14 protein-coding genes are annotated in these 12,930 nt (G+C 67.8%); 4 read left to right on the top strand and 10 right to left on the bottom strand.

The window, feature by feature from the left end; genetic code table 11:
* Positions 1 to 124 precede the first annotated feature (124 nt).
* Positions 125 to 934, top strand: coding sequence for a hypothetical protein (locus BLW32_RS16260; RefSeq protein WP_068742999.1), 810 nt, complete (start codon positions 125 to 127; stop codon positions 932 to 934).
* 108 nt (positions 935 to 1,042) lie between these two features.
* On the opposite strand, the gene BLW32_RS16255 is transcribed toward BLW32_RS16260, so the two are convergent.
* Both BLW32_RS16255 and BLW32_RS16250 read right to left on the bottom strand, forming a co-directional pair.
* On the bottom strand, positions 1,043 to 1,351 hold the full coding sequence (locus BLW32_RS16255) for a hypothetical protein (protein ID WP_139286223.1): 309 nt from the start codon (positions 1,349 to 1,351) through the stop codon (positions 1,043 to 1,045).
* A 62-nt stretch (positions 1,352 to 1,413) separates the two neighbouring features.
* Positions 1,414 to 2,331 (bottom strand): conjugal transfer protein, encoded by a 918-nt coding sequence (locus BLW32_RS16250; protein WP_068742997.1) that lies wholly within the window; start codon positions 2,329 to 2,331, stop codon positions 1,414 to 1,416.
* A gap of 191 nt (positions 2,332 to 2,522) precedes the next feature.
* Between BLW32_RS16250 and BLW32_RS16245 the strand changes: the two genes are divergently transcribed.
* Positions 2,523 to 4,397, top strand: a complete 1,875-nt coding sequence (locus tag BLW32_RS16245) for a hypothetical protein (RefSeq protein ID WP_068742996.1) — start codon at positions 2,523 to 2,525, stop codon at positions 4,395 to 4,397.
* A 285-nt stretch (positions 4,398 to 4,682) separates the two neighbouring features.
* A complete protein-coding gene (locus BLW32_RS16240) occupies positions 4,683 to 6,512 on the top strand; it encodes an AAA family ATPase (protein ID WP_068742995.1) in 1,830 nt (609 codons plus the stop codon).
* Between the two features lie 90 nt (positions 6,513 to 6,602).
* Here BLW32_RS16240 and BLW32_RS27775 read toward each other — a convergent pair whose 3' ends face one another.
* Positions 6,603 to 6,740 carry a hypothetical protein gene (locus tag BLW32_RS27775; protein WP_156486444.1) on the bottom strand — a complete coding sequence of 46 codons (138 nt, stop codon included), beginning with the start codon at positions 6,738 to 6,740 and terminating at the stop codon, positions 6,603 to 6,605.
* 127 nt (positions 6,741 to 6,867) lie between these two features.
* Here BLW32_RS27775 and BLW32_RS27175 point away from each other — a divergent pair, with 127 nt between their 5' ends.
* A complete protein-coding gene (locus BLW32_RS27175) occupies positions 6,868 to 7,119 on the top strand; it encodes a hypothetical protein (protein WP_133298647.1) in 252 nt (83 codons plus the stop codon).
* Here the strand turns inward: BLW32_RS27175 and istB are convergent.
* The 7 genes from istB to BLW32_RS16210 all read right to left on the bottom strand — a co-directional run bounded on the left by istB (position 7,116) and on the right by BLW32_RS16210 (position 12,864).
* Positions 7,116 to 7,943, bottom strand: coding sequence for an IS21-like element helper ATPase IstB (gene istB / locus BLW32_RS16235; protein ID WP_068526535.1), 828 nt, complete (start codon positions 7,941 to 7,943; stop codon positions 7,116 to 7,118). The two genes, BLW32_RS27175 and istB, sit on opposite strands and share 4 nt — an antisense overlap.
* Positions 7,940 to 9,697: an IS21 family transposase gene (gene istA, locus BLW32_RS16230; protein ID WP_231703188.1), complete on the bottom strand. Its 1,758-nt coding sequence runs from the start codon at positions 9,695 to 9,697 to the stop codon at positions 7,940 to 7,942. The genes istB and istA overlap by 4 nt, the downstream gene beginning before the upstream one ends.
* A gap of 132 nt (positions 9,698 to 9,829) precedes the next feature.
* Positions 9,830 to 10,048: a hypothetical protein gene (locus BLW32_RS16225; protein ID WP_068742702.1), complete on the bottom strand. Its 219-nt coding sequence runs from the start codon at positions 10,046 to 10,048 to the stop codon at positions 9,830 to 9,832.
* Between the two features lie 17 nt (positions 10,049 to 10,065).
* Complete coding sequence (locus BLW32_RS16220; RefSeq protein ID WP_068742703.1) at positions 10,066 to 10,281, bottom strand: hypothetical protein; 216 nt, start codon at positions 10,279 to 10,281, stop codon at positions 10,066 to 10,068.
* 28 nt (positions 10,282 to 10,309) lie between these two features.
* Positions 10,310 to 10,477, bottom strand: coding sequence for a hypothetical protein (locus BLW32_RS27770; protein ID WP_156486424.1), 168 nt, complete (start codon positions 10,475 to 10,477; stop codon positions 10,310 to 10,312).
* A 25-nt stretch (positions 10,478 to 10,502) separates the two neighbouring features.
* The gene (locus tag BLW32_RS16215) at positions 10,503 to 10,922 is read right to left on the bottom strand and encodes a hypothetical protein (protein ID WP_068742704.1); all 420 of its coding nucleotides are present in this window, start codon (positions 10,920 to 10,922) and stop codon (positions 10,503 to 10,505) included.
* Positions 10,923 to 11,043: 121 nt separating this feature from the next.
* Positions 11,044 to 12,864 (bottom strand): hypothetical protein, encoded by a 1,821-nt coding sequence (locus BLW32_RS16210; RefSeq protein WP_068742705.1) that lies wholly within the window; start codon positions 12,862 to 12,864, stop codon positions 11,044 to 11,046.
* Positions 12,865 to 12,930: the final 66 nt, after the last annotated feature.

Here is a 12,930-nt window from a genome sequence, read left to right as displayed (position 1 = left end):
CAATCTTCGGCTCAATCTGGCCGTCAAACTGCCCCTCAGAACTACTCTCAATCGGAGAATCCAGGCAGCTTGCGAGATCGCGCCGCGCTCAAGGCGAGGCTCAATCGGCGGCTACGGTGCCGCCATGACTGACTCCCTGACACCGGTCGAAGGCATCACCGTGCACGCGTTCATCCGGCCGAGCACTCCGCCGTCCGCCGGTCCGGCGGTCGTCTCGCGCATCGTCGACATGCATGACGCAGGGATCCTCGGACCGGGTTCGGAGGTCTGGTGCAACCTCGACGTTCCGAACGCGCTGTGGGTGCTCGACGAGGTCTCGTCGTTCGTGACGATGGTCGATGTGCCGACCGCAGGCTGGGTGCGCCTGACGCACAACTCGGCGACGTGGGGAAGGCGCTCGGGCGACACCGGCCGCGGCGCCGCTCACGGTTTCAGTTCGGCCGACATGCCGATACCGGCCGGACCGCACGACACGATCACGGTGCTCTTCCGCAACAGCGACCGGACGAAGATGCGGGCGCAGTTCGGAGCGAAGCATCACCCGCTGCACAACTACGAGATCAGTCACGGGATGATGCGCGTGATCGACATGAAGACCTACGAGGACATGGGGCGCACGCGTCCGGGCCAACCCTCGGAGTGGGCACGCCACCATGCGGGCACGAGAGGGATCGACCTCATGGCCTCGTCTACCGGAGCGCACATGCACAAGGTGATTCGAGAGAACCTCGACGCGTTCACCACGGTCATCGACCCGTCCGAGTTCGAGAGGATTCGCGCGGCGCAGCAGAGGATCAGCCAGAACGCCGAGCGGGTGATCGATCCGATCATTCAGAAGATCTCGCAGCTCGATGCGATCGGCCCGTACCTGGCCGATGCAGATGCCGAAGAGTCCGAAGAGGCGGACGTCGAAGCGGGGGTTCCCGTCGGGTAGGACGCCGCTTCGACGTCCGCGACGAGGTGGGCGATCGGTGTCGCCGGCAGGGGCGAAGACGCAGAACCCCGCTACCGAATCCGGTAGCGGGGTTCTGTGCGGTTGAAGTCAGGCGTTCGCGAGGACAGGCTTCGTGGGCAGGAAGTCGAGGCGGTGCGACTCGGTGGCGAGCCACCGGAAGTCCGCGAGGACGGCGCCCTCGGGAGCGACGAGACGGAGCTCGCCGCGTTCGAGAGTTCCGGCGATCGTGAGGGCACCGCCGAAGGACTCGGCGTGCATCTCGAGCGCCTGCTCCACGTAGCCCTTGTACTGCGCCGGCCAGCGTGTCACGTCGATGGGCTTGAGCCACTGCGCGGTGACGCGGTCGTAGATGTGGACCTTGAAGTCCTCCATGGTGTCCTCCTCTCGTGTGTTCACGTTCGTCCTTCTTGCATCCAGTATGCGCTACTCGTTCGAGTAATGCAACACTTTATCGAACGCTACTTCGAGTAGGTGATCGAACCCCAGCCGATCGGGGAGTCGATCTTGTCGACCACCCAGACATCGTTCCCGCGGAGCTGGACGGTCAGCGGCAGGTCCATGATCGACCAGGTCTGCAGCGAAGCCATCGCCTTCACTCGCGCCATCACGTGCAGGGTCGTGCCCTCCGTGGCCGACGACAGCTGCGGACTGCCGCGCTCGGCGCGAACCTCGAGGAGCTCGACCGAGGTGTACGGGCTCGAGGCGATTGGCGCGCCGAATCCGTTCGAGACGTACTGCCCGAGCGTCGGAGAGCTGTCCGGCGATGCCAGGTACGCGGTCGCGAAGCGGGTCAGCGACTTCCCGAGAGGGCCGTTCTTGTCGACCGGGTCGCCGTACTTGGAGTCCACCTTGAAGGGCTTCGATGCGGGGTTGACGATCACCGGCCAGAGCAGGAGCTGGAAGTTCTGGTCGCGCGCGTCGAGGAGCGTCACCTGGTAGTTGTTCGTCTGCGCGGAGCTCGATCCCGGGGGGACGAACGTGACGGCGAAGACGATCTGCCACTCGTCGGCGTCCGAGCCCTTGTACGGAACGACCGCGGCGGGCCGGATGTCTCGGACCTCGAACGGAACCTGCGAGAGCGTGATGTTCGGGCCAGCCGACGAACGCTGCATGAGCCGCTTCTCCGAGGAGGTGGTGCCCGCCATCCAGAGCAGTAGCGAGTCGTAGGCGAAGTTCTGCGCGGCGACGATGTTCGAGTACGCACGGTTGACGTCGATCGCCTTCGGGACCTTGGAGATCGCGCCGTAGGACAGCAGCACCGAGAAGATCGACAGCACAATCGCAAACGGCCACGCGATCGCGCTGTACAGCATCGCGCGGTTGAGCGTGCTCCGCTTCCACTCCGAGAACTTGAGCATCTTCAGCACGGAGGCCATCGCGTCCACCCTTTCCTTCGCACCGTCGGTTTCGAAGTCGGTGCGTTCGACCCGAATCGGTGCGCCCGGCCGAACGCGCCGTCGCCTCGTGCGTGCGATCGGCGGCGGTACCGTACGCCGCGAACTGGACCTGGCAGCGAGTCCGGCGCGACCGATCCGGCCGCGCCGACCGGCCGAAGTGGAGGGCTTTGATGAGCGTCGCGAGTGCGTTGCTGGCCGCGCAACGGCGGCCGGATGAAGAGGCCGCGAGGATCACCGCTGCCGTCGCCACCGCCCTGAGCACGCCGACATCGGAGGCCGACTTCGATCTCCTGGGCTACGACAACGCCCTGAACGTCGTCGACTCGACGATCGCCGAGATCGAAGAGGAGAAGGCACCCCGCGCGCCCCGCAGCGCGGATCACCTCGGCCTGTTCCGCGACACGGACACCGCACCCGGACTGGACCTGGAGGCCGCGGCCTCTCCCGAAACGCATCGAGTGGACAGCCGGTTCCTGCTCGACGACCCCGAGCCCGCTACCGACGAGGTGACACCGATGCCCGAAGAGCAGAGCGTGACCGGGCCCGCAGCTCCCATCAGCCAGGCCCCGATCATCCCGCTGGTTCCGAGCGTGGACACGATCCCCTGGCGAGGCGACGCGGCGCTGCACAGTCTCGGGGCCGCGTCCGCCTCCGGTCCCGATGCCGACACCTTCACGCCGGCTGGCGTAGACCCGGCCGGCGACGAAGAACTCGACCGGCCCAGTGGCACGGACGACTCCGAGGAGAGCAACGCTCCTTCCTCTGCGGGAGTGCTTGGAATAGCCCCCGGATTCCCGCCCGCGGCCGACGAAACGCCACGCGAGGTCGACCCCGGATCGGACACACCGCCCACCGAAGACCCGCGCGCGGAGGAGGCCTCGCCTCCGCTCGAGGAAGAGCCGGAGACTGAGGGATCTCGGGACGACACAGTGGGGGAGTCCGACGAGCACGCACTCGCGACGGAGCAGGGCGACGACGGTGCACCGCTCGACGATCCGGCGCCGGAACAGGAGGCCCCGGCCAGGGCCCCACTCACCTACAGCCAGATCCTGGGTGGCCCTGCCACGCCTCCGAGCCCTTGGGGAGACGCGGAGGAGATCGACCCGGAACCCACCTCGCCGGCGGCGGCCGACGACCTGCCGGCCGAGAGCCTCGAGGTATTCCCCGAGGAACGGATCGACGACGATCAGCCGGCCGAGCCATCCGAAGAGGCGACTGCTCCGCCGCAGGAGATCTCCCAGCCGGCCGCAGACCCTGGACCGTCGCTCCGGGACAGGATGAAGGACCGGGTGAAGGACCGGGCGCGAAGCATCAAGGAGCACAGCGCCGGCGAGGACGGATCCAAGCCCGACATCAAGAAGCTGCTGATCATGATCGGCGCCGTGCTCGGAACCATTCTGCTCGTGGTCGTGATCGTGCTGTCATTCGTCGGCGGCGGCCGAGGAAAGCCCCCACAGCCGACCGGCGGGCCTGTCCCGGAAGTACTCGAGACCCCGGGTGGAACGCCACAGGGACCCGGAACCGAGGACAAGCCCCTCGTTCCGCTGACCGCCTCGGCCTCGTGCCCCAACGAGAGCGACCCCGTCGCCCCGTTCGCCGGCGACAAAACCCGTGCATGGGTCTGCAAGCGCATCAACAACTACGATGGCCACGTCCTCAACATCACCTTTCGCAGCGATGTCGTCATCTCGGCCATCAACGTCGTCCCAGGCTTCAACTACGTCGCCCCCGACGGGCGCGACGAGTGGGCGCGCCATCGCGTGGTCACCGGCGTGACGTGGCGGATGGGCGGGAAGTTCTACGAGCAGCCGATCACCCCGGTGCGCACGGGCGTCACCAAGCAGTTCCCCGGAGTCGTCGTCCGCGAGCTCTCGATGACCGTCACCGGAAGTGCGCGACCGACCATGGGGAAGGACAACGGCTCCGGGCTGACCGCCGGCGACGGCGGGAAGATCGACACCAAGACGCTCGACGAGACGACCGCGGTCTGGAAGGTCGAGATCATCGGCCACTACGTGGATCCGGCCGCAGCGCCAGGGAAGTGACACGCGTGCCGAACTGGCTTCCACCTTCACCGAGCCCGCGGACGAAGAAGCGATGGCTCTTCGTGCTCCTCCTGCTCTGGACAGCGCTCTCGCTCGCCCACTTCAACGGAGCCTTCGACGCGGTGAACGAACAGGTGTCCGGGATCAGGGAAGCCGTTTCCTCGCGGCCCGCGACGACTTCGGGCGGGGCAGGTCTGTTCACCGCGCCATAGTCGTCGTCGCGGGCGGGCCCGGGGGATCGTGCCGTCGAATCGACGACTCGCCCGTCCGAAAGGAGCACTCGACGTGCCCGATGCCCAAGCTCAGGAGTACTTCTCGCTCGCAATGGAGGCGCTGCAGCAGGAGAACTACACCTCCGCAATGCACACGCTCATCTACGTCACCGAGGGGTGGGAGAACTACTGCGACCCGCACCGAGCTCTCGCCTTCGCGCGGGACAAGCTCGGACGCGAGCTGACTCCGCTCGACGAGATCAAGAAGATCCGCGACACCCTCGACACGTACGACGAGATGACGACGGCGGTCTGGGAGGGCTACGCGGAGCACGGCCTCACCACGACCTGGGTGCTGCCGAAGATCCCGATCGTCTTCCCGCTGAGCTCCCGCGGCCAGATCCGCGCCGGATACGCGGCGCTGCTCGTGTCCGAGGGCCGCTACGCGGAGGCAGCCGCCGAGCTCCAGCTGGCGGAGGCGGCGCCGACGCTGCATTCCGAGAACGCCGCTGTGGCAACGAAGGCCATCGCCGCGGTGCGTGGGCTGCTGATGTACGAGACCGAGCGCTGGGACGACGTGATCGCCGCCGTCTCGCCGCTCACGACCGCGGGAAGCTCGGGCGACTTCGACCAGATCCTGCTTGCCTACGGCCACGCCATGACCGGCACTGCTCTGGCCCACATGGGCTCGCACGCGATCGGCCAGGAGAAGCTCGAGCACGCAGTGCAGGCGGGGTACCGCGCAGTCGGCGGCTGGGCGTCCCTCGAGCTCGGCCTCTCACGGCGTGCAGCCGGCGACGAAGAGGGAGCGCAGAAGGCGTTCTCGGGTGGCCTGCAGTTCCAGACCGGGACCGACGCGCTGCAGGACGCACTGCAGAACAAGTCCCGGAAGATGCGGATCACCACCGCGGCGGTGATCGCCGCCCGCACGGACCCGTGGGACCCCGCCACCGAGCCCGACGTCGCCGACTTCGAGCGGACGTCGTCACAGGAGGAGCGCCGGACCACCCTCACGGACGCGCTCGAAGTCCTCGATCGACTCGACGGGATGCAGCAGATCAAGGAGCGCATCGAGACGATGGGCCTCGAGATCGCGTTCGAGAACGAGCAGCGGCGCCGCGGGCTGGCAGTCAAGCCGAAGACGCGCCACCTGATCTTCAAGGGCCCGCCCGGGACCGGCAAGACTACGATCGCGCAGCTGGTCGTCGCGCTCTACTACGGGCTGGGTGTGATCCGGCACGAGACGCTCGTCGACGCGAACCGCGCGAAGCTCGTCGCGGAGTACGAAGGCCAGTCGGGGCCGAAGACCCTCGCGAAGCTCGAAGAGGCCCGCGGCGGAGTGATCTTCATCGACGAGGCGTACGAGCTCGTGCAGGAACGCCCCGGGCAGAAGGACGCGTTCGGTCACGAGGCACTCACCGCGCTGCTCGAGTACATGGACAACCACCGGGACGACATCATCGTGATCATCGCGGGCTACGAGGCGCCGATCGAACGCTTCCTGCAGGAGAACCCGGGCCTGAAGAGCCGCTTCGCGTACTCGCTGAGCTTCAAGACGTACAGCGCCGACGAGATGTGGCGGATCATCAACGGGATGGCGGTCGCCGACGGGCGGTCGATCGACCCGCGGGCCGAGAACTTCTTCAAGCAGACGATCGAGATCATGCACGACACGGACGCATCGCGGAAGAAGGTCCTCGACAACGCCGGCAACGGCCGCTTCGCGCGCAACGTCTTCGAGCAGGCTCAGGGGCTCGCGGCCAAGCGCCTCATGCGCAGCGGCGGCGACCTGAGCGCGCTCAGCGACGCAGAGCTGATGCAGCTCTCCGCCGAGGACATCCACGGAGCGATGGCGCAGATCCTCGCCGGCTACAGCATCACGCACCTGCCGGCGATCGCGTAGCCGCCGGACAGCAGAGAAGCAGAAACCCCGCACGTCCTCGGAGGGCCGTGCGGGGTTTCTGCTTCTCTGGGGAACCTGCCGACTGGCCGCCTAGGGGCGCTCGACGATCTCGAAGCGGGAGTGGAGGATCGTCGCGATGCCGGCCGCGAGATCCGACCAGTCCTCGGTCCGGTCGGCGAGCTCCTCAGCGAGGACGGCCTGTACGGGGTCACTAATGCTCTTCGTCATGTTCGTGCTCCTGGTCGGTTGTTCGTGGTCTCAGGTGAGCATGGCTATGTCAAGTTGATCTGGCCCCGGTAGGGCGGTTTCATTCGGCCCCACCTGAGTGGGGCCCTGAGCCGCTAGAGTCCGGGGTGTGGATGGGCGGCCGCGGGTGCGCAGTGTGGTTGCGCCGACTGGTTGGGATCGCGAGTCGGTGCGTGCGTATGCCGAGTTCGTGATCGCGCGTGATGATCAGCTCGGTGATCAGGTATCGGTCCGGGTGAAGATTAAAGACGGGGAGCCACTGCCGAACCTGACGACCCGGTGGACCGTGGTTTATGTCACTCACCAGAACCGGGCCTTGCGCCGGCATCTGTCGGTAGTCAAGGACGAACGCCGCGCTTAGCCCGCGGTAGCTGCTGCTTCGGTGTGAGCCAGGCGGTAGCTGTGAGTGCCGGTTTCGATGATGGTGCCGCGGTAGGTGAGCCGGTCGACGATCGCGGCGCAGAGTCGTGGGTCGGTGAAGGTGTCTGTCCAGCCGGAGAAGGACTGGTTGGAAGCGATCGCGACGCTGTTCTTCTCTTCGCGTTCGGTGAGGACTTGGAAGAGCAGTTCGGCGCCGCGGCGATCGAGTTCCATGTAGCCGAGCTCGTCGATGATGAGCAGGTCAACGCGGCCGTAGCGGTTGATGGTCTTCGCGAGCTGCTTCTCGTCAGCGGCCTCGACCAGCTCGTTCACTAGTTTGGTGGCGAGGGTGTAGCGGACTCTAAAGCCTTGCTCGGCGGCAGCGGTTCCCAATCCGATCAGCAGATGGGATTTGCCGGTTCCGGAGTCGCCGATGAGGCAGAGCGGCAGTCCGTGGCGGATCCAGTCGCCGGTGGCGAGCTGGTGGATGGTGGCGGGTTCGATGTCGGGGTTGGCGTCGAAGTCGAAGTCCGCCAGCCACTTCTCCCGCGGGAACCCCGCGGCTTTGACGCGGCGAACAGTGGAGCGGCGGTCCCGGTCGTCGACTTCGGCGAGCAGGAGTTCGGCGAGGAACCCCTGGTAGGACAATTGCTGCTTGGCGGCGGCGGTGAGGTGCTGGTCGATCATCGACCGCACTGTCGGCAGGCGTAGGCGCCGGCAGGCCTGGTCAACGGCGGCGAGGGCGGCTTCTTCGGTGAGGCCGCCCCGGCGGCGCAACGACGGGGCCAGCGCATTCGTCTGGTTCTTATTGGCGGTTGCGGTCATAGCCGGGTGGGCCTTTCAATCGGTGGTGGGTCCAGCGACTCAATCGGTGGTGGGTCCAGCGACGCAGGTAGCGCGTCGGAGGCAGTGCGTCGCCGGTGCTGCGGGAGCAGGCGGTCGTAGGCCGTAACGCTGGGCAGCGGTCGCCGGTCGGGTGGCAGGCCGGCGATCACCGCCGCGGGGTCTGCGAGCCGTCGTTGGGTGAGGCTGACAACTCGTTGCTCGCGTCGTTCGGCATGGCGATCGAGATGACGGCCAGCGTTGGCCCCACCTGTCTGGTCGGCAGCGACCGAGGCGTGCGCGAGCAGGCGGGCTTCGGCGCGGCGAGCCTCAACGGCGACGACCTCGGCGCTCACCGCCCCGACCCGCAATGCAGCATCGATGCCGGCGATCACCGCCGCGGCGGGCAGGCTGCGGTGCAGCAGCAGGACGTCGATCAGCTCGCTGGTGCCGTCGGTGTCGCCGTTGACTCGTCGGGCGGCGGCCCAGAACGCATCATGGCTGGCGGTGAACACCCCGGCAGCGCGGGCCTGCGCCAACGCCGTTGATCCCGGCAGGGCACCGGGTTTGAACTTGAGCACCTCGAGGTAGTGGTCGAGGTCGATCTTCGCGGTGCCGCGGCCGGCGACCCGTGGATGCCGCGCGACCAGGGTCCGGCCGTCGTAGACCAGCAGCTGGGAGGCTTGTAGTGAGACGCGGACTCGGCGGCCGATCAGGTGCGCCGGCACCGAATACTTCACCATCCGAACGGTGATCATCGCCGACCGATCGACCCGTGGTGTGAGGATCAGGCCCGGGTCGAAATCCTCCACCGGCAGCGGCGCGAGCGCTGCTCGGTCGTGCTCGTAGTCCTGGCCGATGGTGCGCAGTCGTCCGTCGATCCGGCGGCCCTCGTCGCGGTCCTCCCAGGCTTTGATCTGCTCGTTGAGCTCATCGAGGGACTCGACCTGCGGCATTGGGGTCAGCCGGTTGCGGCGGAACCATCCGACCTCGCCTTCAACGCCGCCCTTCTCGTGCGCCCCGGCGATGCCGGGCTGGCAGTAGAACGGATCGAATCCGTAGTGCGAGTGAAACAACGTCCACCGCGGGTTCTCCTGTCGCCGCCGGTCTCCGCCCTGCAGGACCGCGACCACCGCCGAGGTGAGATTGTCGTAGCGGATATGCCGGGTCGGGACCCCGCCGAGCTCGCGGAACGCCTCGACGTGCCCTTCGAGGAACGCTTCCTGCCCGCCGGTCGGATAGACCCGGTGAATGGCCTTGCCCGAGTGCGAGAGCCGGTAGACGAACATGTGGCACTTGGTCTTCACCCCGCCCAGGATCACCCAGACCTCGCCGAAGTCGACCTCCGCCTCCGCGCCCGGGGCGTGGTCCTGGGCGATGAACACCTCCGTCCGGCGGCCGGCCTCCACCTCGATCTGCGCCCGCCGGACCCGCACGTAGTCCCGCACCGTCGAATACGACAACTCGACCGCATCGTGCTCGATCGCCAGGCGTTCCCGGATCCGCGTCGCGGTGTGCCGCTGCTTACGCGGAGCATCCAGATCCGACCGCAACATCTCATCAATCGCCGCCTTGAACCGGTCCAACCGCGGCGACGACCGCTCCGGCGTCTTCCGCGGCGGCGGCTCCGCCGATGACAACGCCTGCCGCACCGTCCTCCGGTGCACGCCATGCTTGCGAGCCAACGCCCGGATACTCATGCCCTCGACCCGGGCGTCCCGCCGGATCTGCGCGAACAGCTCCACCTTCGATCCCATCATTGGCCACCACCTGCTTCGGCTCGGAAACGATGTTCACGAGCAACCATCAGGTGGGGCCAGATCAAACCGTCGCAACACCACCGGCGAGTCGCAAACGGGGCCAGGTCTAGCCGTCGAGCCGGGGCCTCTTCAAGCTGTCATAGCCATGAGCACGGCCGGCAGCGCCGGCACGTGCACTTCACCGGTGTCGAGGCGAACGCAGTCGTTGCGGCCGACGGTCCGGAACTCGACCCCGTTGGCGTCTCGTGCGTAGACCTCGACCGGCAGGCGGCGCAGCTCCTTCTCGGTCTCGATCGGGTGATCCCACCACCTGTCGACGATGTCGCCCGCGCTCACGTACACCGGCATCTGACTTCTCCCTTCGGTTACCGAGCGCCGCGCGCCAGCATGAACTTCCGCGCATCGATCAGGAATTGAGCGTCGTCGACGCGATCGAACGCGGCGATCAGTGTGGGCGGCGAACCGCTCTCGCCGAGCGCGACGATCACGTTGTCACCCTCAGGCTGATCGTGCAGCAGCTTCCACTCCCCGGGGAACGTCCCGTCGGCGGCCCGCTCCACGCTCTCCAACCAGGTCTTCATCTCACATGCTCCCGTGAATCGTTGAAGTTCATCGTTCGTCGTGCGCGGGTGCGCACGAAGGGCAGAAGTCCTCACCAGCGAGGCTGAGCCAGCCGAGCTCGGCCGGATCCAGGTCGGCGGTGAGGTTGCCTTCCATCATCGCTGCTCCGAGCTCCTCGCTCTCGCCACAGTCATCGCACGCGAGCTGGAGCGTCATGGCCATCGCTGGTCATCCCGGCGGGTCAGGCCGAAGTGTCGTCGTCGGGCGCTGAGTCCGCGGACACGTGGGCCTGCGGGTGCGCCAGCTTGTGGTGGGCGCGGGTCGCTTCCGGGTCGATCGCGTCGTCGGTGTACCGGTCCCACTGGCGCTCCATCCGAGGGTCCATCTGGTCGGCGTATCGGAGACGCCGCGGGACGATGCTGCCGTCGGCGACGGCAGCGGTGACTTCGTCGAGCAGGTAGAAGACCTCGCGCAGCTCCTCGGCGCGGAGGTTGTCGTCGGGCTCGTAATCGAGCTCGGGATGGAGGATCCCCCGCGAGATGCAGGTCCCGATCACGGCGTCGGAGATCTCCTCCGCGGATTCGCTCGCGAGCTGGAGTTCGATCTCGTCGAAGAAGCCCTCCGGGACCCTGAGCGGCTGTGGTTCGGTGGCTGTGCTCATGCGGGCTCCTCGGTGTGGTTGGTCGGCACGGCTACGAGTCGCGTGTCGGGAGGTGCGGCAGACCATAGCGGCGGAAGTGCGTGTTCCCCAGTGGTCGAGGTCGACACGCCGGAGGTGGCGCTCACTTTCGTCGCGAGCTCTGGCGTCCACCACGAAGCGCGGCGGCGAGCTGCTCGGACACCGCGCGCACTTCGACGGTGCCATCCGGCAGGTGCTCCGCGGCGACGACCCGGAAGGTCTCACCGTCACCGATCGCGTCGCCGCCGGCGACCGGCATCGCATCGCCCGTGAAGTAGCGGACGCGAACTCGCCCGGCGCCACCCTTGACCGCGCCGTCGGACCTGCCGAGCGTGAAGCCGCGGGTGGTGAAGGTTCCCCCGTCGGGGAAGGCGTCGGAGATGAACTCATCGACGCGGTCCCGGTAGGCGGAGGGAACGACGTGCGTGGCGGTCACGACGCGCGGGGTGCGGTCTCGCAGCTTCCAGGTGCGCCACATCTCGAATGCCTGCTCCAGCTTCGCCTGGGCGACCAGGGAGTGGGCCGGCACGAGCTCAGGGTTGTGCCCCCGCCGCGCGACGGAATTGGCTTGGGCGATGAGCGCGGGTGCCGCCGCGCGCACGTCCATGTGTTCAGGTGACAGGCCGTGGCCGACGGGAACAGCCGCCGTCGGCGCCGTCGCGTCCCAGGCGATTCCCTCGAGCTTCGCGCGCGCTCCGGGGTAGTCGGCGTCCAGTGAGTTCTGCCGGTGCCGGATGCGGAATCCGGCGCAGGCCGCCGCCTCTCGATCCTGGACGGGCACATCACCTGCGTACCGCTTGAGGGGAGCCTCCTTCGCGGGCGCGGTGTAGACCATCGCCGGGGGGAGGCTCCGCATGAACTCGCTCCGCGCCGCCCGTGCGAAGCGGAGATTGCGCGCGACCGCGAAACCCTCGATGCGCGTGGTGTCACGGCGGGCGTACCTGGAGTGGAGGGGGAGCGTGCTCGTGGGCACGGGAGGCGCAGACAGAAGTCGGTCGGCGACGATCGCGCGGGCCCGTCCAGCGGTGCTCTGGTCGTCCGGATTCGGCAGGTAGAAGGCGCGCTCGATGGTGCGGCGACGAGCGGCGATCTGCATGGACTGTGCACGCGGTGAGTTCCCGGTGATCAGGGCCTCCACGGCGTCGTCGATGCTCGAAGGGTTCTTCCGCTTGGTCTTCTTGCTGCCGAACTCGACTGCGGGGATCCGGGCCAGCACAGCGGACGCAGGCTCGTTAGCCTCGACGGGGAGGCGCAGACCGTCGACGGCGATCGTCAGGCGCCCTCGGGCATCCGCTGATACCTCGACCCCGTCGGCGAGCACTGCGGGGCGCTCGCCGGCACGGGCGCGGTCCATCAGGTCGCCGACAGTCAGGGCCGGCTCCGCCTCGAGGGCAGCGGAGGGGACGCGCGGCCGAGCGGACTCCGCCGCACGGCCGGAAGCCTCGTCGAAGAGACGGTCTGCGACCCGCTGCGAGACCGTGGTCATTGACAGGACCTCGTCGACGGTGTGCCTGCGGTAGAAGTTCTGCACCGCCTCCGGCAGCTCGTCGAACTTGGTGCCTGGCGGAGGAGGCGACGCCGCGCCCGAGGCGACAGCGTCGATGCGCGTGTCGAGCCGGTCGAGCTCGGCGGCGGCGCGGAGCGGGTCGGCATAGGCGCCGGTTTCGATCAGCGACCGTTCACACAGCGCCGAAGCCATCTCGATCTTGGCCAGGTCCGGCGACTGCCCGTTGGGCCCCGTCGCGAGCAGGTCGGTGAACGAGTCCGGAGGTGTGCGCGTTCCGCCCTTGGGTGTTCGCAGCAGCTCCTGGCTGATCTCGGGTGACACGGCCTCGAGGCTGATCAGCAAGCTCGACAGCATGTCAGGCGAGACGGCAGCGACAGCCGAGGCGCTGGCCTCGTCGAAGACACGGGGGGCGTTCACCGCGACGCACTCGCGCGCCCTGCGGGTTCGCAGGCGACGGGAGTCGTCGGCCCGCGACTGCGCGGT

It is taken from the genome of Tsukamurella tyrosinosolvens (genome assembly GCF_900104775.1).
Taxonomy (GTDB): Bacteria; Actinomycetota; Actinomycetes; order Mycobacteriales; family Mycobacteriaceae; genus Tsukamurella; species Tsukamurella tyrosinosolvens.
This window is presented reverse-complemented; position numbering and strand designations above follow the sequence as displayed.